The organism is Bradyrhizobium erythrophlei, from assembly GCF_900129425.1.
GTDB classification, from domain to species: Bacteria; Pseudomonadota; Alphaproteobacteria; order Rhizobiales; family Xanthobacteraceae; genus Bradyrhizobium; species Bradyrhizobium erythrophlei_C.
Genome location: NZ_LT670817.1, coordinates 4,011,084 through 4,031,941 on the forward strand (window position 1 = coordinate 4,011,084; position 20,858 = coordinate 4,031,941).

Annotated in this window: 21 protein-coding genes; 13 read left to right on the forward strand and 8 right to left on the reverse strand. The window is 61.8% G+C overall.

Going from position 1 to position 20,858, the window contains the following annotated elements; all coding sequences use genetic code 11:
* Positions 1-114: 114 nt before the first annotated feature.
* The 6 genes from cobT to bluB all read left to right on the forward strand — a co-directional run bounded on the left by cobT (position 115) and on the right by bluB (position 4,667).
* On the forward strand, positions 115-1,203 hold the full coding sequence (gene cobT / locus B5527_RS19055; RefSeq protein ID WP_079602899.1) for a nicotinate-nucleotide--dimethylbenzimidazole phosphoribosyltransferase: 1,089 nt from the start codon (positions 115-117) through the stop codon (positions 1,201-1,203).
* Positions 1,196-1,714 (forward strand): bifunctional adenosylcobinamide kinase/adenosylcobinamide-phosphate guanylyltransferase, encoded by a 519-nt coding sequence (locus B5527_RS19060; RefSeq protein ID WP_079602900.1) that lies wholly within the window; start codon positions 1,196-1,198, stop codon positions 1,712-1,714. Before cobT ends, B5527_RS19060 begins: the two co-directional genes overlap by 8 nt.
* Positions 1,675-2,490, forward strand: a complete 816-nt coding sequence (gene cobS, locus B5527_RS19065; protein ID WP_245332648.1) for an adenosylcobinamide-GDP ribazoletransferase — start codon at positions 1,675-1,677, stop codon at positions 2,488-2,490. The genes B5527_RS19060 and cobS overlap by 40 nt, the downstream gene beginning before the upstream one ends.
* A 10-nt stretch (positions 2,491-2,500) precedes the next feature.
* Positions 2,501-3,064 carry a histidine phosphatase family protein gene (locus B5527_RS19070; RefSeq protein ID WP_079602902.1) on the forward strand — a complete coding sequence of 188 codons (564 nt, stop codon included), beginning with the start codon at positions 2,501-2,503 and terminating at the stop codon, positions 3,062-3,064.
* A 37-nt stretch (positions 3,065-3,101) separates the two neighbouring features.
* Complete coding sequence (gene cobF / locus B5527_RS19075) at positions 3,102-3,863, forward strand: precorrin-6A synthase (deacetylating) (RefSeq protein WP_079602903.1); 762 nt, start codon at positions 3,102-3,104, stop codon at positions 3,861-3,863.
* Positions 3,864-3,962: 99 nt separating this feature from the next.
* Positions 3,963-4,667, forward strand: a complete 705-nt coding sequence (gene bluB / locus B5527_RS19080) for a 5,6-dimethylbenzimidazole synthase (RefSeq protein ID WP_079602904.1) — start codon at positions 3,963-3,965, stop codon at positions 4,665-4,667.
* Between the two features lie 735 nt (positions 4,668-5,402).
* On the opposite strand, the gene B5527_RS19085 is transcribed toward bluB, so the two are convergent.
* The 4 genes from B5527_RS19085 to B5527_RS19100 form a co-directional block, all read right to left on the reverse strand.
* A complete protein-coding gene (locus tag B5527_RS19085; RefSeq protein WP_079602905.1) occupies positions 5,403-6,497 on the reverse strand; it encodes a helix-turn-helix transcriptional regulator in 1,095 nt (364 codons plus the stop codon).
* 418 nt (positions 6,498-6,915) lie between these two features.
* The gene (locus B5527_RS46375) at positions 6,916-7,398 is read right to left on the reverse strand and encodes an MFS transporter (RefSeq protein WP_245332649.1); all 483 of its coding nucleotides are present in this window, start codon (positions 7,396-7,398) and stop codon (positions 6,916-6,918) included.
* Positions 7,399-7,441: 43 nt separating this feature from the next.
* Complete coding sequence (locus B5527_RS19095) at positions 7,442-8,776, reverse strand: histidine kinase dimerization/phospho-acceptor domain-containing protein (RefSeq protein WP_154072363.1); 1,335 nt, start codon at positions 8,774-8,776, stop codon at positions 7,442-7,444.
* Between the two features lie 3 nt (positions 8,777-8,779).
* Entirely contained in the window at positions 8,780-9,436 is a 657-nt protein-coding gene (locus B5527_RS19100) for a response regulator transcription factor (RefSeq protein WP_079602908.1), read from the reverse strand.
* A gap of 338 nt (positions 9,437-9,774) precedes the next feature.
* Here B5527_RS19100 and B5527_RS19105 point away from each other — a divergent pair, with 338 nt between their 5' ends.
* From B5527_RS19105 to B5527_RS44160, 4 genes are all read left to right on the forward strand, one after another.
* Positions 9,775-10,923 (forward strand): efflux RND transporter periplasmic adaptor subunit, encoded by a 1,149-nt coding sequence (locus B5527_RS19105; protein ID WP_172842596.1) that lies wholly within the window; start codon positions 9,775-9,777, stop codon positions 10,921-10,923.
* A gap of 13 nt (positions 10,924-10,936) precedes the next feature.
* The gene (locus B5527_RS19110; protein ID WP_079602910.1) at positions 10,937-14,044 is read left to right on the forward strand and encodes an efflux RND transporter permease subunit; all 3,108 of its coding nucleotides are present in this window, start codon (positions 10,937-10,939) and stop codon (positions 14,042-14,044) included.
* Between the two features lie 379 nt (positions 14,045-14,423).
* A complete protein-coding gene (locus B5527_RS19115) occupies positions 14,424-16,211 on the forward strand; it encodes a hypothetical protein (protein ID WP_245332650.1) in 1,788 nt (595 codons plus the stop codon).
* A gap of 345 nt (positions 16,212-16,556) precedes the next feature.
* The gene (locus B5527_RS44160; protein WP_154072364.1) at positions 16,557-16,748 is read left to right on the forward strand and encodes a hypothetical protein; all 192 of its coding nucleotides are present in this window, start codon (positions 16,557-16,559) and stop codon (positions 16,746-16,748) included.
* An 870-nt stretch (positions 16,749-17,618) separates the two neighbouring features.
* On the opposite strand, the gene B5527_RS19130 is transcribed toward B5527_RS44160, so the two are convergent.
* Complete coding sequence (locus B5527_RS19130; protein ID WP_172842597.1) at positions 17,619-17,903, reverse strand: LysR substrate-binding domain-containing protein; 285 nt, start codon at positions 17,901-17,903, stop codon at positions 17,619-17,621.
* Between the two features lie 77 nt (positions 17,904-17,980).
* On the reverse strand, positions 17,981-18,223 hold the full coding sequence (locus B5527_RS19135; protein ID WP_079602915.1) for a hypothetical protein: 243 nt from the start codon (positions 18,221-18,223) through the stop codon (positions 17,981-17,983).
* 558 nt (positions 18,224-18,781) lie between these two features.
* Here B5527_RS19135 and B5527_RS19140 point away from each other — a divergent pair.
* The 3 genes from B5527_RS19140 to B5527_RS44170 are packed head-to-tail and all read left to right on the forward strand — an operon-like array spanning position 18,782 to position 19,320.
* Complete coding sequence (locus B5527_RS19140; protein WP_074271120.1) at positions 18,782-18,976, forward strand: hypothetical protein; 195 nt, start codon at positions 18,782-18,784, stop codon at positions 18,974-18,976.
* A gap of 54 nt (positions 18,977-19,030) precedes the next feature.
* Positions 19,031-19,174, forward strand: coding sequence for a hypothetical protein (locus B5527_RS44165; protein WP_154072365.1), 144 nt, complete (start codon positions 19,031-19,033; stop codon positions 19,172-19,174).
* Positions 19,171-19,320 (forward strand): hypothetical protein, encoded by a 150-nt coding sequence (locus tag B5527_RS44170; RefSeq protein ID WP_154072366.1) that lies wholly within the window; start codon positions 19,171-19,173, stop codon positions 19,318-19,320. Before B5527_RS44165 ends, B5527_RS44170 begins: the two co-directional genes overlap by 4 nt.
* Before the next feature lie 2 nt (positions 19,321-19,322).
* On the opposite strand, the gene B5527_RS19145 is transcribed toward B5527_RS44170, so the two are convergent.
* Both B5527_RS19145 and B5527_RS47370 read right to left on the reverse strand, forming a co-directional pair.
* Positions 19,323-20,297 (reverse strand): synaptic vesicle VAT-1 family membrane protein, encoded by a 975-nt coding sequence (locus tag B5527_RS19145; RefSeq protein WP_197689315.1) that lies wholly within the window; start codon positions 20,295-20,297, stop codon positions 19,323-19,325.
* Positions 20,298-20,661: 364 nt separating this feature from the next.
* Positions 20,662-20,805: a hypothetical protein gene (locus tag B5527_RS47370; RefSeq protein ID WP_338065114.1), complete on the reverse strand. Its 144-nt coding sequence runs from the start codon at positions 20,803-20,805 to the stop codon at positions 20,662-20,664.
* Between the last annotated feature and the right edge of the window lie 53 nt (positions 20,806-20,858).

The window sequence follows — 20,858 nt, forward strand, 5'->3', positions numbered from 1 at the left end:
GCCGAAATCCCGTTGCCGCCCGTCTCGTCATCGCCATCGTGTTGTCCGCAATCCAAACCGTCGCGCGGCGCGGCCGCGCGCTCGTTTCGTCCTTTATCTTATTGAGCAAAGCCAATGCGAACCAAAGCGTCGTCCGCTGAATCGAATGATCTGCAGATCGAACCGATTGATCGATCGCTCGAGCCGCAGTTTCGTGCCCGAATTGACGGCAAGGCGAAGCCGCTCGGCTCGCTCGGCCGGCTTGAGGATCTCGCGGTCCAGCTCGGCCTGATCTGGCACCCGCTAGTGCCGCGCACCGGGCGCGCTGCCGTCTTCGTCTTCGCTGCCGACCATGGCATCGTGGCCGAGGGTGTTTCGCTATATCCGGCGAGCGTCACCCGCGCGATGGTCGCGACCTACCTTGCCGGACGAGCCGGCGTCAACGCGTTCGCGAAGGCGTCGGGCGTTGACGTGCAGGTGATCGATGCCGGCGTCGACGGCGACATTCCCGCGCATCCCGGCCTGATCGACGCCAAGATTCGGCGCGGCAGCCGCAACGCCGCGCGCGAATCGGCGCTTACCTCTCGGGAGGCGAGCGATTGCCTGGCGCGAGGTTCGTCGATCGTCGCGGCATCGATCGATGCCGGCACCGACGTGGTGGCGATCGGCGAAATGGGCATCGGCAACACGACATCGGCGGCACTCTTGATGCACCGGCTCGCGCCGGTTCCGCTCGCCGACTGCGTCGGCGCCGGCGCCGGTCTCGATGCGGCCGGGATCGCGCGCAAGCTCGCGGTTGCGGAAAGAGCGGCCTCGCGCAGCGACGCGACGTCGCCGCTCGACGTGCTGGCCGAATTCGGCGGTTACGAAATCGCGATGATGGCTGGCGCGGTGCTCGGGAGTGCCGGGCGTCGCCGGCCCGTGATCATCGACGGATTCATCGCGACCGTGGCAACACTGGTCGCAGTGCGGCTGCAGCCCGCGGCACGCGGCTACTGCGTTTTTTCGCATCGCTCCGCCGAGCGCGGTCACAGCCTGTTGCTGGAGGTGCTCGACGCAAAACCCTATCTCGACCTGGGGCTACGGCTCGGCGAGGGGACTGGTGCTGTCATGGCGGTGCCGCTGCTGCGGGCTGCCGCCGGAATCCTGACCGGGATGGCAGATCTCTCGGACGTCCTGGCCGGAACGTTGGAAACGCCAGCGGCGGATCGTCAGCATGGCTGATTTGATTTTCCTCACCGGACCGACACGCAGCGGCAAGAGTCGCCGCGCGGTTGAGATCGCGCAAGCGTGGGGCGAAGGCGTGGTGTTCATCGCGACCTATCGGTCCGACGCGAGCGATGCCGAAATGCTCGAGCGTGTGCGGCGCCACCGTGCCGAGCGCCCGGCCGTGTGGCGGACGCTCGAGGCGCCCGCCGACATCGCGCAGGGGCTCGCCAATTTGCGGCCGGCGCCCTCCGGCGCGGTGATCGACAGTATCGTGCTGTGGCTGGCCGATCGCCTCGGTCAGGACGATGCGAACCTTATCGCCGCGTGGGAGCGCCAGCTTGATGGCTTCCGCGCGGCCCCGCATCCGGTCATAGTGGTCGGCGACGAGATTGGCTGGGGACCGGTGCCGATGGACAAGGAGTTACGCCGCTTTCGCGATCTGCTCGGCCTGCTCGGCCAGCGCACTGCGGCGCGGGCTTCTGAGGCATGGCTGATGGTCGCCGGCTGCAGCGTGCGGCTGAAATGATGGCGCGCCGGATCGCCGCCATTGCCGGGGACTGGATCGACGATCTTCGCCTCGCCACCGGCCTGCTGACGCGGGTGCCGATGCCGCATCTGGGCGGTGTGATGCCTGCTGGTCTGGCGCGCGCCCAGCGCGCGTTCCCGCTAGTCGGCGCGGTAATCGGCCTGGTCGTCGGGCTCGCCGATCTGTCGTTGCTGGGGATAGGCATTCCACCGTTAGTAGCGGCGACGCTTGCGCTGGGCGCCGGCGCGGCGTTGACCGGCGCTCTGCACGAGGACGGCCTCGCCGACGTCGGCGACGGGTTTGGCGGTGGCCGCGATCGGGCTACGAAGCTTTTGATCATGCGCGACAGCCGGCTCGGCACCTACGGCGCGATTATTTTGCTCGTCAGCTTTTCGGCGAGGTTGTCGGCGCTGGCGAGTTTGCCTGCGGTCGCGATTGTTCCGGGCCTCGTGGTAGCGCACGCGCTCGGCAGGGCAGCTATTCCCGTACTCGCGGCGCGCATGCCGTTCGCCCGCGACGACGGGCTCGGCAAATCTGCGGGACGGCCCGAGGCGGCAAGCGCTATAACGGCGATCATCATCGCCGCCGTGATCGCATTGCTGTGCCTGTCGGGGAAGGAGGCATTGCTGGCGCTGGCGGTAACGGTCGCAGGGGCGGCGGCGATGGCGCTGCTGGCATGGCGCCAGATCGGTGGCGTGACCGGCGACGTGTTCGGTGCAACCGAGCAGGTCGCGGAAACCGCGGTGCTGATCATGCTCGCCGCCCGGCTGTCGTGAGAGCATCACCATGAGCGAGGACCATCGTCTGTGGCTGATTCGGCACGCGCCGGTTGCGGGATCCAGGGGCGTGATCCACGATTCCGACGTGGCCGCCGACACCAGCGATGACGCGGCATTCTCCGCTTTGCGTGCGAAATTACCGGCGGAGGCTACGCAATTCGCCAGTCCCAGTCTCCGGACTCTCCAGACGGCGGCCGCACTGGGGCTGCGGCCGACGGCAGAGCCAAACTTTCGCGAGCAGAATTTCGGCGACTGGACGGGACGCCGTCATGGAGATCTCACCCGCGAGCTCGGCGCCGCATATCGTGATTTCTGGCGGGCGCCTGCGAACAGCGAGCCACCGGGCGGCGAAAGTTTTGCGGACCAGATCGTCCGCGTGCGCGATGGCCTGGCGAGGCTCCCGGCGGGCGACGTCGTACTGGTGGTGCATTCGGGCACGGTGCGGGCGGCACTTGCCATCGCGCTCGAAATCGCGCCGGAACCGGCGCTGCGCTTCGCGATCGATCCGTTGTCGCTAACCAGGATCGATCGGTTGACGAACGGCTGGCGCGTCGTTTGCGTCAACTGTTGAAACGTTGCGTACATCGAACTGCTACCCGGAGGGACAGATGCGAAAGATATTCGTTATCGGCATCGGCGTCGGCGATCCTGATCACGTGACCATCCAGGCGATCAAGGCACTCAATCAAGTCGATGTCTTCTTCATTCCCGACAAGGGGACCGAGAAGGCCGCCTTGCGTGATTTGCGAACTACAATTTGCGAGCGCTTCATCGAAAATGCGGATTACCGCACGATCGACGTCGATATCCCGCAGCGGGCGACCACCGGCGGCTATCTCGCCGGCGTCGACCAATGGCATGGCCGCCTCGCCGACATCTATGGCCGCCTGTTCGAGCACGAGCTTGAAGAAGGAGAAGTCGGCGGCATCCTGGTGTGGGGCGATCCCGCGATCTACGACAGTACGCTGCGGATTCTCAAACGCGTGCGCGCCAAAGGGCTCGCGCTGGACTTTCAGGTGATTCCCGGGATCAGCAGCGTGCAGGTTTTGGCGGCTAAACATTGCATCGCCTTGAATCGAATCGGGGAAAGTGTGCTGTTGACCACCGGACGCAACCTCGCCGACGGTTTCCCGAGCGAATTCGGCAGCGTGGTCGTATTGCTCGACGGCGCACAGGCTTTTGCGAGCCTGGGCGAACCGGACCTCGATATCTTCTGGGGGGCCTATCTTGGAACCGAAGACGAAATCCTGATTTCAGGTAAACTCGCTGACGTCAAAGACGAGATCGAGGCGGTGCGCCGGCGCGCGCGTGAACAGCACGGCTGGATCATGGATACGTACCTGCTGCGCAAATCCGATCCCGACAGATGACGAAGTGAAGTAGCGCCGCAATCGACGGCGTTGCCGATGCCGTAATTGCAGTCAAGTTGTCCGGCACCATGGCGGCGCCCGCGACGGAAAGAGAAGACGATGGAAACCAACGACATTCAGGGCGACGCCGAGTTCTCCGCCGACGAGCGAGACGCCGTCTACAAATGCATCTTCAACCGCCGCGACGTGCGCGGGCAGTTTCTTCCTGATCCGATTCCAGATCAGGTGTTGGCGCGCCTTCTCACGGCGGCTCATCATGCACCGTCGGTCGGTTTCATGCAGCCCTGGGACTTCATCGTCGTCAGGGACAGCGCCATCAAGCAGCGGGTGCGGGACTCGTTTCAGGCCGCAAACCTGGAAGCAGCCGGGATGTTCGAGGACGAGAAGCAGAAAACCTACCGCCAGCTCAAACTGGAGGGAATCGTCGAAGCGCCGATCGGGATATGCATCACCTGCGACCGCAGCCGCACCGGCGCGGTCGGGCTCGGGCGAACCCATCAGGCCGACATGGATCTCTATAGCGCGGTCTGCGCGGTGCAAAACCTCTGGCTTGCCGCCCGCGTGGAAAATATCGGCGTCGGTTGGGTCAGTATTATCAGGCACGATGATTTGCGCGGGGCGTTGGGCATCCCGCCGTCGATCCAGCCGATCGCCTATCTCTGCGTCGGCTATGTCACGCATTTCCTTCGGAAGCCGGAACTGGAAACAGCCGGCTGGCTGCCGCGGATGCCATTGTCCGACGTAGTGTGGATCGACCGCTGGCACGCGCGCGAGGCATCCGATCCGCTTCTTCAATGCCTTTGATCCGTGTGATTTCTCTTTCCGATGGCTTGATTTTTGGTTGCGCCAAAGGCCCAAGGATTCGCCGTATTCGACCCCAAGGTTGAAATGACGAAAGGTGTCCATATTCGAGCCGGCGTGTGATGTGGGTCGACCCGTGAAGACGTCCACGGAATCGCCGACGGCGGGGTAGGGTGCTCAAGCAGGCAGCGGTGGTTTACTCCCGAGAGGCAGATGCACCGGATATTAGCAACATATGGGCGGGCCTCCTCCCTGTTTAGAAAATACCTGGGTGTTCCAAGGGCTGCTTGTGGCGCGAAGCCACCGTTCGTCGAGTATGTGATCTACGTGGTTTACGGAACGAAGCAGCGGCGACCAATCGTCCGGCACGTCATCGGGGGCGCGCTTCATATCTCGCGCAAGCGACGCGAGAGAACCTCCAAGGGTCGCCGCGGCATTGCCGCCATTCTGGACCGCCAGAGCGAAACAGAGCAGCCCGATCATTCCGCCAGCTTAGGCGATTCCATCACGTCATCAACTCGGACAAGGTTTTCGGTACACACACGATCCCGAGTGCGCGCTGAAGTCCGCGAACGCCGTCCTCGATTTGATGAGGTGAATGACGAGGATGTTCCGCGTCGGTTGTGGGCGAGGAGCGCGACGACTGCTCTTCGTATGTGCTCTATCGATTTAATTCGTGGCCGGCACGGACAATAGTCATGATCGTCTGTGAAAGCCGAGCACATGAAACTGTGAGACTTATTTTCTTCCCAGCAGAGATGAAAGAACGGCGACCAGCTCTGCCTGTCGATTAACGCCTAGCTTTGCAAAAATGCTTTTTAATCGGCTCCGACCTGTTTCTTTAGCGATAGCAAGGCTATCCGTTATTTGTTCCAAGCTCTCGCCCGCGGCGATGCGAGCAGCTAAGCGCGCCTCAGCCTCCGTCAATCGGAAAGCAGATTTTAACACCTCTTCGGACGGGCGCGCCACTGTATTTAGGTCGACGAAGATGACGATAGCCTGACAGTCTGCAAGCGCGTTAGCAGCTAAGCTCGATGGCCGCATCGGATAGGCCAACAAAGGACGGCCCGTGGCCCGCGGGAAACAAACAGGCGGGGAAAATCGACCGCTTGTGCTATTCCACAGCAACTGACGTAGCGCCTGGTTTAGTTCGGCTGATCCCCTGAGGTCTTTTGAAACGAGATTCCCGTTTGAAATCTGAAAATCACTGGCTAAAACTCTCTCGGCCGTCTGGTTCAGCTTGAACGCCTTGCCAAGCCGATTGATTAGGATCGCTGCGGTGCCGCTAATCTCGAAGGCTTCTAGCAAGCCCGTCGACGCCGATGCACCCAAGGCCCGCGCCAATGCCACACTTGCTGACAGACGAGAAGAGAGTGTGGTCAACTGTTGCTTCTCTTGCGTCGTAAATGGCTCCTGATCGATCGTACGTTGAATGGAGAGGCACCACGTATCCTCCGCGCAGGCGACCTTGACGCCAGCGAACCATCGTAGCCGGTGCGGAGCGAGAAATTCTTGATAATACGGATGCGTCTTAATGCGATCGACGCTGATGATATCCAGGTCATCAACGACCCCGCGCTTCCGCATGATTTCAAAGCCGTTGTTTCGTTCATCGCGTAGATACCAACCTTCACGAAAGTAGACGTCTGCCGAAGGTCCCATCTGCTCTGTAAACGGCACGTTTGGCAGCAAGCCGCCGGTATTTGGTATCAGCACTGTGCCGAAGCTTTCGGTCGCCGCGGTCACCGCTTCTAGAGCGGTAACCCACCGGCTGGGGTCTAAAGCCGCTTCAGCAAAGCGTTGTTCAACTAAGGCAAAATCCCATGAAGCCATTGATCAGCTTGATCCTTTATTTCTGGATATTTTCGAGTTTAACCCAAATGGGTGTAGACGGCCAACGTAAGTGCGGGCCTCATTAGCGGCTCGCTCGTGAAAAATTCCCGTGCCGGAATGGAACCTCGATCCGGGACGCGAGCAAACAAGCTTAGGGGGCATGCGTTGGACGAGTTAATCCGTTATCGAGCTATGCAAGCATTCTGCCTACAACGCGCCAAGATGGAACACGAAGATGAAACGTTTTGGGAGGCGGAGGCCGAAGTCTGGGCGCGGCGCGCAGCTCACTTCGATATCAAAATAGGCGGCGATGAATCAGCGTCGCCAGGCAACTGCGACACGTGGGTCTCCAGTCCTTCGACGGCAGCCAGCGGTGACGGTGGCCGGACCACTACTTCAATTTAGGCCGTCTCCAAGCTTACCCGGCTCGATAGGTTGCGCGAGGTCCACTCGCGATCTCTCTCCGCCATCGATTTTGGACAGCGCAGAACTCGTCAAAAACAGGCTTTTCTCGAACCGGCGGAAAATGACGGTGTAGCACCACGGTGGAACACCGCGACCGGGTCAAGTTGCCATCATTGAGCCGCCGGTGGCAATGACGAATCCAACACCCGACGTCGTCTGAATAAGACATTCTCCACCCGGACAAGGAAACTTTACGCCCGGTCAATTCGCCAGGCCGTTCATTCAGTCGGATGCACTGCCAAGCTGGCGGCGTGAAGTGCGTGACCTTTGGCTTCGCCGCGGTGCCAAACGCGTCGATCCAGAACGGCGCAGCGATGCCCATTCCGCCGATGACTACGCGGCCAAGCGCAGGTCCGATCGCCCCGCTGATGTCGACGCCGACGCCGTTGCTCGCCGCCGCCGCGGTCAACTCCTGCTTCGGGACAAGCTGTGGCACGACCGACTGCCATGCCGGAATCGCGAATACAGGCCCGGAGACTTCAAGTTGGTTCAGGGAAAACGAGGCGCGCCTCGAAGCCGCTGACGCGGCCCATGACAGGGGAAATGAGCGTCAGGCTGCCGCCGATCTGCTTCATGACGTTGTCGACAATAGCGAGCCCAAGGCCGCCACCCGCGCCGACCGCGCATCCACGTATGAAGGGCTTCTTCAGAGTTTCGAGCGTCTCCGATGGAATGACAGCACCGCCGTTGAGCAGGCGAATCTGCCGGTCGCGATCGATGACGATCTCGATCGGCTCACCGGGATCGCCATAACGCACGGCGTTCTCGATCAGATTGCGCAGCGTGATGCCGAGGACGTCCAATTCCCCCTGCACGATGAATTCGTCTGGGCATTCGGCGGCGACGACGAGCCTGTCGCCCACGTCCTCGCGTCGGCGAAATTCATCGACCAAGACTTGTAGGACGGTCAATATGTCAATGCGTTCGCGCAGCAACCCGACGCCGGCCCCCGCCCGAGACAGCTGGAGCAATTTCTCGGCGAGGCTGCCGAGACTTTTTATCTGGTTGACGATTCGCGCTGCGCGCACTGCATGCGGCGACGCCGTGAGCTTGGTCGACAACAGTTGCATCTGCGCCAGCACGGCTGCGATCGGCGTCCGCAATTCGTGCGCGCTGTTCGCCGCGAACTGGCGTTCGGTAGCCAAGGCACGCGCCAGCCGCTCCAGGAGCCGGTTCACTGCAGCCTCAATCGGAGCGAGCTCGGTGGGCAGGCCCATGTCTGGAATCTGCGACAGGTTGGAGCCGTCGCGACGGCCGATCTCGCTCCGGAGCCGGTCCAGCGATCGCATGCTCCGGAACACCGCCCAGCGGATGAAGAACCAGGACAGCGGCAGGAACAGCAATAGCGGCCCGACGGTAAGCGCGACGGCTCGCCGCAGCGACTCGGAGCGGTGCATGGCAGGCTCGCCAACCTCGATGAAATAGCCATCGACAGCCGCTGGCTGAGAATAGACCCGGTACTGCGGGATGTCGTGAAATCCAGCCTGGCGCGGCACCGGAAACGGCGTCTGGGGTGCGTTCTCGGAGCGCATGATGATCTCGCCGGCCGGACCGACGATCTGATAAGCTAGGGCTCTTGGATCCATCGTTGCGACCAGGCGCTTGGCCATCTGCTGCATGGCCTGCGGTTGCTGGATGGCATCGTAGGTCGCTGGCAATAGCCGCTGTGCGACTTCCTCGATCGCGTCATCGAGCCTCTCGTGGACCTCGAATACCGTCAGCACGCCAGCGGCGACGCTGCCCAGCAGCCATAGCCCCGCCATCGACGAGGCCAGCATCCAGATCAGCCGTGAGACCAGACTCCTTCCCGCCACGTCCTAGTCTCCCAAGCGGTAGCCGAGACCGCGTATCGTGCGAATGAAATCCCGCCCGAGCTTGCGTCGAATGCGGCTGACATAAACTTCGATGGTGTTGCTCTCGATTTCCTCGCCGAACGCGTACAGCGCATCCTCGATCTGCTCCTTCGACACCGTCGATTTCCGCCGTCGACCCAGCACGTCAATAACGGCCCACTCCCGCGCACTCAGTTCGACTGGTCGCCCCTCCAGCCGCGCGACTTTCGATTCCCATTCCAGCTCCACTGGGCCGACCTGGAGGACCGGTACCGCCTTGCCGAAGTACCGGCGGCTGACCGCCTCCAAACGCGCACTTACTTCGTCGAGGTCGAACGGCTTGACGATGTAATCGTCGGCGCCCGCTTTCAACCCCTCGATCCGGTCACTGACGAGGTCGCGCGCGGTGAGGATGACGACTGGCAGCGCATCGCCACGGCGGCGAAGTTTGCGCAGGAAATCCAGACCCCGCCCATCGGGCAGGTGCAGATCAAGCAGCAGCGCGTCATAGGAGACCGTGCGCACCGCGTGCTCCGCCGGCTCCAGCCGTTCGAACCAGTCGACGGCGTGTCCCGCCGCACGAACATGCTCCTGCACAGCCGATCCGAGATGCGGCTCGTCCTCAATCAGCAAGACGCGCATGGTCCGCTCACGATGCTCATGAAAGGTAGTTGAAGGAGAAAGCTGAAGCCAACCTGAATGTCACGGAGATAGTCTTCAGGCCCGCGTCAGAAAAGCCCGCTAACGGTGCCGACCAACGGTTTTCTTCGGAGCGGGAAATGATTCATACAAGCCTATCACGCACAGCTCACGCTTTCGCGATCAATAGGTCGGAGGCCGGTCATGGCCTGTTGCCTCTTCGTCGGGCATTGCCGCTTACACAGCGCCGATTGCTCCTCAGTGTCGCGACAGTCGCTATCGCCTTGGCCGCGGGATTTGCCGCGGGCCGCTCGTTGCCGTCCGCCTCGATCGCGGCGCCCGTGAGCGTCCCGGCGGCAGTCACCGCCCATCCGGAGCTGCCCGCCACAATTACTCTCTCCGAGCCGAAGCTCGCGAACCTGCAATTGCAGATCGGACAGGCGAAGTCCGGTCCGCTGGTTCGTGCCGTGTCGGCGACGGGTAGCGTCGGCTACGATCAGCTTCACCTCGCCCGTATCAGGCCCGTGGCGCGCGGCCGGATCGAAGCACTCGATGTAAACGCCGGCGATCGGGTCGTAGCAGGTCAGCGGTTGGCGGTCCTCGACAGTTTCGACCTCAGTGCCGCCCGCAGCAAGGTTCTGAGCGCCGAGGCGGCGCTCAGTCAGGTACAAGCGCAACTCAGAGCGGCAAGTGCTGCTTACGACCGCGCGACAAACCTTATTCGCAACGACCTCGTGACGCAGGCCGAGGTCGAGGCTCGGCGCGCCACCGTCGCCACCATGGAAGCCGAACTCCGCACCAAGCAAGCCGAGTTGCAGCAGTACCAGGAGGAAGAGGCGCGGCTCTTGCCGATGCGGGCCGCCACCGCAGACGCAAACCCCTCCAGCGCTCAGCCGACGCTCGGCTCGCGGGGCGCCATTGTCGCGCCATTCGCCGGCGTGGTTGATTCGGTCTCTGTTGCGAAAGGGGAGATCATCGATCCGGCGACGTCGATATTGACCGTGTCGGACCTCTCGACCGTCTGGGTCCAAGCCGACGTAGCGGAGAGGGATCTCGGCGCAGTCAAGGTGGGCGATGCAGTAGAGGTGAGAGTGAGCGCCTTTCCAGGTCGCGTTTTTACCGGCCGTGTCATCTACATCCCCGACCAGATCGAGACGACGACGGGGATGGCCAAGGTGCGCTGCGAGATCCCTAACCCGGACGGCGCGCTGCGCGTCAACATGTTCGCCAGCGTCACCATTCTCTCACCCCAGGGCGGCGACGCCGTCATGGTGCCGAGCGAAAGCCTGCAGGAAGTCAACGGGCAGAGCGTCGTGTTCATTCTGACAGGAGATCGCCAGTTCGCCTGGCGTGCGGTTCGTACCGGCCCGGTCGCAAACGGAAAGACCCAGATCGCGAGCGGGCTCGCGGCTGGGACGCCGGTCGTCGGCGAGGGCAGCTATTGGCTCAAGGCGGCTCTGATGCAGTCCACCATTCCGGACCAGGGCTAAGGGAGACATCACCGTGATCAACAGGATTGTCGATGCCGCCCTTGGTAACCGCATGCTCGTGCTCATGCTCATCGCCGCGCTCGTCGCTGCCGGCCTCTTGAGCATGCAACGCCTGCCGTTTGACGCCGACCCGGACATCTCGCCGCTGCAGGTGCTGGTGACGACCCAGGCACCGGGTTTGGCCCCGCCGGACGTGGAGCGTTCGATCACCTTGCCAATAGAGCTGGCCTTGCAGGGTCTGCCGGGCATGACGAGCTACCGCTCGATCTCGCGCTATGGGCTGTCCGTCATCTATGTGAAATTCGCCGACGGCGGCGACATCCTGACCGACCGCACGCTGGTTGCGCAGCGGCTGAGCCAGACAGCGCTGCCAGCAGAGGCAGGAACGCCCAGGCTCGGACCACTCTCCGACGGCCTCTCCGAGATCTACCAGTTCAGGGTCGAGGGCAAGAACTACTCGCTCATGCAGTTGCGTTCGATCTTGGATTGGCAGGTCGCGCCGCAGCTCAAGCTGGTCCCGGGTATCACCGAGGTCAACGTCAACGGCGGCGAACTCAAGACCTACGAGGTCCGAGTTTCCGAGAACGCGTTGATGCACTTTGGCTTTTCCATCGAGGACATCTACAACGCGGTGGCGCAGAACAACCGTGCCATCGGCGGCGCGACGCTCGCCCGCAATGGTGAGCAGGCGGTCGTCCGCGGCGAAGGGCTGCTGCAATCGATCGGCGACATCGGCAACATCGTGCTGCGCACCGCAGCCGGCGGGGCGCCGCTCTATGTCAAGGACGTCGCAGAAGTTGTGGAGGCGCCGATGCCGCGGCTCGGCGCGGTGACCAGCCAAGGCGACGGGCAGGCGGTGGTTGGCGTCGCACTGATGACGCTGGGCGAGAACACGCGCGTGGTCGCCCAGCGGCTGGCCACCGCCGTGCAGCAGATCAACAAGACGCTTCCGCCTGGGGTCAGCATCGTTCCCTACTACAATCGCGCCGATCTGATCGACCGCGTTCTGGAGACGGTGGCGCACAACCTGGCCGAGGGTGCCTTCCTGGTCATCGCCGTCCTGTTGTTGCTGCTGGGCAATTTCCGCGCTGCCGTCATCGTGGCGCTTGCCATCCCGCTCTCGATGCTGGCCGCCGTCACTGCGATGTACTTCACTGGGCTGTCTGGCAACCTGATGAGCCTCGGCGCCATCGATTTCGGGCTCCTTGTCGACGGCGCGGTGGTGATGATCGAGAACATCGTGCGCCGTCGCGCGGAGGCGCCATCTCTCCCGGCCGAGCAGGTGGTGCGCGAGGCCGCGCACGACGTGGCGCGCCCGGTCGCCTTTGCGGTCGCGATCATCACCCTGATCTATCTGCCGATCCTCAGCCTACAGGGCGTCGAGGGCAAGATGTTCCGCCCGATGGCGGTTACCGTGATGTTCGCGCTGGCTGCCTCGCTGGCGCTAACGCTCACGCTGATGCCGGTGCTCGCTTCGTTCTTCCTGCGCAAGCCGGTCGCCGAGCGGGACAGCCGCATCGTCGGTGTGGCCAGGAGCGGTTACGCGCCAGTGCTCGCGAGGACGATGCACCATCCCGGAATCACCATCCTTGTGGCGACCTTGATGCTGGGCGGCGCCCTCGTGATCGGCTCCCGTCTCGGTGCGGAGTTCCTGCCGCGCTTGGAGGAAGGCGCCCTTACCGTAACGACCACCAAGCTGCCCGGCATCTCGCTCGAATCCGCCATCGCCACCCAGACCATGGTGGAGAAGACGCTCAAGAAATTCCCCGAGGTCGAGACTGTCACCACGCTCGGTGGCAGTTCGGAGATTCCGACCGACCCGATGGGGGTCGAGCAAAGCGATACCTTCATCATTCTCAAGCCAAAATCGGAATGGCGCACCGCGCAGATCGAGGCCGGGCTGATCGAAGCATACAAGGAGGCACTGGATCAGAGCGTGCCCGGCATTACGCAAAGCTGGGCGCAACCGATCGAGATGCGCATGGACGATCTCTTGCAGGGTGTGATGGCCGACCTGGCCATCGTCGTCCACGGGACCGACACGGCAACACTCCACGACCTCGCCGACCAGGTTGCGCGCGTGGTCTCGGCCGTTCCCGGGGCGGCCGACGTGCAGGCAAAACAGACGGTTGGTCAGCCGTATCTCCGCGTCATCGTCGATCGCGGCGAGATCGCTCGGCGCGGGTTCAATGCGACCCAGGTGCTCGATCTCGTCGAAGCGCTGGGCGGACGCACCGTCGGCACCATGAAGGACGGCGACGAGCGGTACAATATCCGCGTCCGGCTCGCTCCGCAGGACCGTGACAGCATCGACCATATCCGCGCGCTGCGCGTGAACAACGGCGCCGGCGTTTCGGTTGCTCTCGGCGATCTGGCCGATATCCGCTGGGAGCCCGGCCCAGCCCAGATCGAGCGCGAGGAAGGCAGACGCGTCATCACGGTGCAGGCCAATGTGCGCGCGCGACCGCTCGCTGGCTTCGTGGCCGACGCGCGGCAGGTGGTCGCGGCCCAAGTCCGCCTGCCGCCGGGCTATACGATCTCCTGGGGTGGGAGCTTCCAAGACCTGCAGCAGGGCATGGCGCGACTGTCCGTTGTCGTGCCCGTGGCGCTCGCCGTCATCTTCGTGTTGCTCTATCTGATGTTCGGCAGCGCACGGCTTGCGACGTTAATCTTTTTCAACGTGCCGTTTGCAGCGGTCGGCGGAATCTTCGCTCTCGCGCTGCGCGGCATGCCGTTCAGCATTTCGGCCGCGGTCGGCTTCATCGCCTTGTTCGGCATCGCCATTCTGAACGGCGTCGTGATGGTGAGCTACATGGAGGAGCGGCGCAAGGAGGGGCTCGCCGTGGCCGCCGCGGCCCGGCGGGCGGCCATGACGCGGCTGCGCCCGGTGCTGATGACGGCGACTGTGGCCAGTCTCGGCTTCCTGCCAATGGCGCTCTCGACGAACTCGGGTGCAGAGGTGCAGCGCCCGCTGGCGACGGTCGTCATCGGAGGCCTGATAAGCGCAACGCTACTCACGTTGCTGGTGTTACCTGCACTGTATCCATGGTTCTGCCATGTGCGCCGCTCCGTTCCCACCGTCGCAGACCATACGTTCTATGCGCCGCAGCCGGCAGAGTGACGACACTTTTGCCAGCCTTATCAGTCTGAATCTGCAGAACGCGGTGGCCGTCCGCAGCACGTTCCTCAACCCCGACATCAAGGAGAACCTAGCGCATGAGCACTCCCGACATTGGCCTGGCCTCTCGATCTGTGGTCGCCCTCCCAATGATCGTGATTTCCAGCGCCAGTAGCTGCGAAAGCCGGCCCGATGCCAACCAACCAGCGTCTCGGGACGGATGACCGTGAGGACCACCAGGATCGACGGAAACCAGCGATATAACTGAATGAAGAACCAGCGATTGCTGTTGGCAAGTTTGACGCGCCCGCGCAGCTTGCGCCGCAAAACGATCAACTGATGTCGGAGCGCGGCATTTTCGGCCTCAAGCCGGGTCGTCGACTTGAATGGCGAGGTCAAGGCGGCCAAACCGAAACACAAAAGCCAGATCATTTCCGCGAGCTTAGGCGATTCCATCACGTCATCAACCCGGATAGCGTTTTCGGTACGCACAACGGCGGCGGCGTCGGAGAAACCTCGCTTGCAAGCATCGATCGAGCGCTTACGAGGCATCGCTGGAAAGGAAGGCCCGGTAGCCCGTATGAGTCGCGCGGCTGTTCACCCGGATCACTCGCGACGCTATTTCGCAGTAGGATTTCGTGACAGCAACGTCAGAGTCGTGTACCCAGATGATGACGACCCGTTGCAGTTCAAACAACAGGTTGTTGCGAGCGAATCATCGGGCTTCGAGTTCCTGCGACCCGAAACCGCTCTCTCTAACCTTATAAGCGGCGCTACCGTCGACCTCCACCGCGACCTTAGACTAACGCTGCCCAGTCAATTTGACGGGCTTCCAGAATGGACGATAGCCGCGATCGTGCGCGTGGGTTGGTGCCGCAAGGGTTGCGAACGTAGAAAGGCCCATTTTTTCCGCGATTACACGGGTGCTGCATTCGATAGAGTTTTGTCAATCAAACCCAACACGGTCATGGAACCCGAATTTCCAAGCATCGAAGATGACAATATGGTCTCGCCCCATGCGCGAGAGATCGAGTACGCCCTGATTCTTTCGCAGATGATCAATATAGCGAAGGAAGATCCTTCCCAGATGCGTTTGGCGATCTACGAGTTTGCGCGCGCCAGACTGAAGACCGCTACCTCATGGGCCGACGAAGCTGAACGAGAGCGGCTTTCGGCCTCGCTCGAGAAGGCCATCCAGGGAGTCGAGCAGTTTTCGGCACGCAGCGACCAGAAGGAGCGGCTTCAGCTTTCGACTGCATCCGCGCATAGGGCGCTCGGCAGTTCGCCAGTCGAAGCAACGACTACGTCGATGGTACCGGTTCATCTGGTAAGCTCAGCGCCAGACGGCATTCCAACGCGAAAAGAAGCTTATTGGCGGCCTGAAGTGCAGCCGGTTATAGAAGTGCAAATGCGAGGGCGGGTATCCAGGCTGGCTCGGGTCTCGATCGGAATCTTGCTGTTCGGTTTGGGCCTGGCAGTTTATACGGAGCGAACGTCCCTGTTGGGGGCGGGAGAGAATTTACTTTCAGCGATAGTTTTAACGCCTCCAAAGCCGGTAGCTCCGCCGTTGATTTCGGAGCCGGCTCAAACACCCGTGGCAGCCGACTTGAAGACGGCGGCTGCTTCATCGAGTGCGCCGCCTTTTCCGCTGCCGACCGACTACGGCGTGTACGCCGTAAGTAATGCCGGCCTGAGCGAACTCCAAACTCTTCCCGCACTGGTGCCGGATAAGCGGGTTGCAATCTCGACACCTGTCAATCAGTTCAGCCGCACGACTCTTCCGGACGGAAAAACAAAATTCGTGGTGTTCCGCCGCGATCTTGCGGGCGACGCGCTCGATCAGATTGAGGTGCGTGTGGTTGCCCGGGTGATGCGTGCCGTGACGTTCGATGCCAAGGGAAAGCCGAATTTCTCGCCGGTTTCGGACGCCTGGAATATTCGGAATCTATCATATGAGTTTAGGGTTCGGCCGATTGCTGGAAACTCCGAAATGGTTCTGGTGCAGCCAAAGGATCCCGATTTCACGCTTCCTGCGGGCCGCTATGTTCTTGCTCTGAAGAATCAGGGCTATGATTTCACGGTTGCCGGTAAGGTGACCGATCCGTCGCAATGCCTTGAGCGGATAGATGCGGCCAATGGTTCGTTCTACAGCGTTTGTCAAAAACAGTAGACGCTTCTTCTAACTCTAACTCCAAGAGGCGGATGCAGATCGGATGCCAGAGTGCGGTCGCATGCAATGAGTCGCGGAAGCTATGCCGAAAGGCTGATCGGTTCGATCCGACGGGAATGCGTTGACCACGTCATTGTATTCAGCGAACGCCACCCCCATCACTTACCGCTCTGTTACATGAGATATTACAATGGGACCCGCACGCATCTATCCCTGGAGAAAGATGCACCGGTCTCACGCGCCGTCGCTCGCGCCGGGCACATTCTTTGTCGCCCGATCTTAGGCGGACTCCACCACCGATACGCCCGGATCTAATTTACGACAGGCACAGCCGGGAGCAGGGCGGTGATAGACCTCCACGGGCGGCTTGACCCCGTCCCCTGCATGAAATGCTCGGCCGCCATCCGGCGCCCCGACTTCCAGGAAAGGCTGATCGGCCTGAACGCCGCCTGGACGGGATTCGACGCGACCGCGCTGCCGGACGGCGACGCCGACCTCGACCAACTGGACTTCTCGGGTTTCACTGTGCCGTCTTGAGCATCCCGCGGCGGCGTTCTCAAGCCGGACGTGGTGTTCTTCGGCGAAAGCGTCCCACGCGAGCAGGTTGCCTTGGCCCTACAGAATTTGGAGGCTCCGACCTCACGCCCGCCCGTTATGGTCAACCGATTTCGAGGCTCGCGGATCGCGCCTTGAGTGCAATTCGAGACCAAAAATGCAACCGAAAATCTGTCGATTCAGGTGCCTCGAACGGCATTTCCGGCAGGTCTTCCAGCGGCTTAGAGTAGGCGCAAATTCATTTGGACGAGGCGCAGATTCAATTGGATTACGCAGCAATCTGGTGAGCCCTAAGTCGAATTACGAGTCGGGCCGGATACAAAAAGCCAATGATATCAATGCTGTATGTAAAATATATTGTGAGTCCAGTTTAAGTCAGTTTTGAGTCCCGGGCATATAGCCCCATCGAAATCCGAGTCCCGTCGCAGCCGGCGAGTAGGCGATGAGGCGTTGTTGGCGCCAAGCACTCTGGCCACGGGCTCTTTGCCCCTACGGCGGACATTCTAAGGTGGCCTAAGGTGGCCGAGTGGGCCCAGAAGCAGACACAAATTGCCGCTTTGCCCCAGAAAGCGAACGGACGTAATGAAGCGGGATCTTTTGATTATCTGTAGTGAATTGATTGCGATCGGTCTGGCCCGAGTGGACGTGCCGGGGAAATCCGCAGCGGACCTACACGCCCGAGATGAAAACGTTCAGACACAGAGTCGCATGTTTGGTTTGTGGGAGCGCAAGGGGAAGTCAGGTGAGAAGCCGTACGCAACCTTCGACCAACGCGCATCGGCCTTTGTTTGTCGGCACCGCCGAAGGATTCGTTGAAGTAGATTACAAGGCGAGGCACGCCTTAAAAAGCTATTACGCCGAAGCCTGCTCGGCTGCGAACTGGCCAACGATCCAGCGTCTGAAATTGTGCACCCGGGCCGGCAGCCGGTGGCGATCCGGATAGATCAGGTAAAAGCCGTCGCCTGCATCGGCCGTCTGCTCGAACGGCTGTATCAGATTGCCCTTGCGCAGGTCGTTTTCCACAAACCCGCGCCGGCCGAGCACAATACCAAGACCATCGAGCGCGGCGCTGAAGGCCAAATCGGTGCTGGTAAAGGTAATACGCCGTGCGAGCGCCGGTGCCTGGACCGAGTTCAAGGGCGACTGACCGGATGGGGCGCCCCGCCTGCCTATGCGGGTGCTGCCGCCGTTCTGGATGTGCGCCTTGGATCAGTTCACCGATCCGGCGCGAGCGGCGGTTTCGGCGGCACTATCTTGCTTTGCGGCATCGGCCGCTTTGGCGCATCTACGTCGAAATGCTCGGGATTGTGCGGCAGCAGTCCATCTAGGCACAGCCGCTTTGCCTTGCTGCGTATCGCCCAGCGCGGGCGGTGCAGCCGTTTGACAATTTGCGACACCGAGTGTGTCGGCCACAAGGTGATAAGCTCGCGGAGTTCCTCGTCGGTCCAGCGGGACATTTAGGGCCTCGGTCATGGCAGCCCCCAGCGCCTTGTTCTGTGCCGACCGATTCGCGTCGCGACTTTGGCGATTGCATCTTTTCCACAGCGGCGCACACGCGCATGCGCGCTGCCTGCCGGGCCGCCGTCGTCGTGAGTGCTGTCCGCTGTTGTCGTCGTTGGTCGAGGTCGAGGTGACGAGCGACGGCTGGCGATGGTGACGCGGTGCGCTGGCCTGCGAAACGGAGCGGCGCGCCGCTCCAGCGAACCCGGAGCTAACGATAGCTCCAGCGAACCGTCGAAGGATGGCGGCCCTCCGCAATCGGTCGGCAGGGTCCTTTGGGAGGGTGACCGTGCGCGGGGACTGCGCGACCGTGGAACTTAAATATGTTTGCAATTTATCATATCGCCCTAAATTTTATGCCGGTCGGTACACAAAGGTCGGTGCGCGATGTGCCACAGGCCGAATACGGAAGCCGTGATCTTCATGGGGGTTGGAACGCCGGGCCTGGCACGAGGTTAGATAGATCGCGCACCATCGCGGCGGCGCTGACCGGCGCGTTGGATTGGAGGCGGCCCATGAAAACCATCGTGGACGAAGCCGGTGAGATCATCGCCAAAGCAACGGATGACCATATTCTAATCGGCGGCCACCACCGCCTCGCGGTGGCGGCCAGCCTCGGTAAAAGACTGTTCTGGCGAGATACCGGCGAACCTGTGAAGCTCGATCTCTTCTTCAAGCATTATGGAAGTTCTCTTCGGCATACAGCCTGAGCCGCTCGTCGAGACGACAAGGACGGATCGGGAGAACTCACCGGCCTATCAGATGTGATCCTGATCACCGAGGAAGAATGCGACGTGTGGATGCGCGCGCCATCGGATGAGGCGCGGGCACTGCAAAGGCCGCTGCCGGATGACGCGCTCAAGATTGTCGCTCGCGGTGCCGACAAGGAAGACAGGGCGGCAGCGTGAAGGCTGATCGCGGCTGGAACCGAGCGTTCGAAGACCCCATCCCGCTTGCGCGCGGCCGTCAGCTCGTGACGCTGCAAGACGTCGCCAGCTACGTCATGAAGCTCCCGAAGGTCGAGCAGAACATTCGCGGAAGTGATCAGGAATGAAGTTACGTCACTAAAAGGACTTTGCCGATATTCCTGCGATCTTGGACGAAATGGTGCGCTTGCGGAGCTTCGGCGAACGGGAAGGTGCGCGCGACCTTCGGCTTGATGGCTCCCTGTGTCCACAAGTTCAATAGCTGATCGGCCCACTGACGCTGGCGATCGATCTCACCCCACATATGGCCGAGGTTGACGCCGAAGACGCCCTTGTTCGCATTCATCAGCGACAGCGGGTTGAACTGAAACCAGGGGGCGCGGGCAAGCGTAGCCAGCATTCCGAGCAGGCTGCGTTCCTTGCCGCTCACGGCCGCGGAAATACCGAATATGCCAAGCCGTCCTGTCGGTGCGAGGACGCGATAACCTTTCTTCCATGACTCGCCGCCGACGGCGTCGAGAATGAGCTCGACGCCGCGGCCGTTGGTGATTTCCCTCGTGCGGGTCTCGAAGTCCTCCGTTCGGTAATCGATGAGGTGGTCGGTGCCGAGCGCGCGTAATTCCGCATGTTTGGCCGCGGACGCAGTGCCGATGACTTGGGCGCCGATGTGTTTTGCGATCTGGGTTGCAGCAATGCCGACGCCGCCGCCGGCCGAATGGATGAGGACCGTCTCGTTCGCCTTGAGGCCGCCCATGACCACGATAAGCTGCCAAGCAGTGAAATAATTGATCGGGATCGAGGCTGCTTCCAACGCCGACATGCCAGGCGGGCGTGCGAAAACCTGGTTGATCGGGACGCATATAGTATCGGCGTAGCCGCCAAATCGGGTCGCCGCTAAAACATCACGGCCAGCCCAATTCGGTGCAACACCCGCACCAACAGCATCGATGTGGCCGCTGACCTCATAACCAGGCACGACCGGGATGGGGGGCAGGTCGGGATAAAGACCCAAGCGGCCCATAATGTCAGCGAAATTAACCCCGCTTGCCTCGACGCGAATCCGGACTTCGCCGGCTTTGGGCTCCGGGTCGGGCGCTTCCTTCACCTCGAGAACTTCAGGCGGGCCAATCTTCGTGATCCAAATCTGCCGCATGACCGCGACCTCGGCGTTCGGGCTTCGAGCCAAAAACTATATACGAGCCATTTGGAAGATTCGAGGATGACCACGAACGGCGCCGAACCGCGACTTGAATGACCGCTCCGGGTCCAACTCGGAAGTGGAGAGCCATTCACGGAGAGTCCGGTCTGTCCCGATGAACGGACATCGTCAGTTTGACTGGGTCGCATCGAGGAATATCGGCAGGCAGTTAGGTCGGATAATACCGGGTGTGCATCCGAGCGAACGCGACGCCCGCCAGTTGCTCCGATGGCGCCAACGACTCATGCTGCGACCTCGACGGTTTCCTGCTTCATCGATCGCGCGCGAGTTTGCGCTTGCCCCAATGCTTTTCCTTCCGTGACGGATCGACCACGCGCTCGACATGTCGGTTTAGAGCCCTCATCACGCCGATCCGAGCAAACATGGTGGGTCCGCCGCGATCGGCGACGAGCATGAGCGCCTCGATCGCGGCCTGCCACTCCGGCAGCGCGGCTTCTTTTTTTGGAA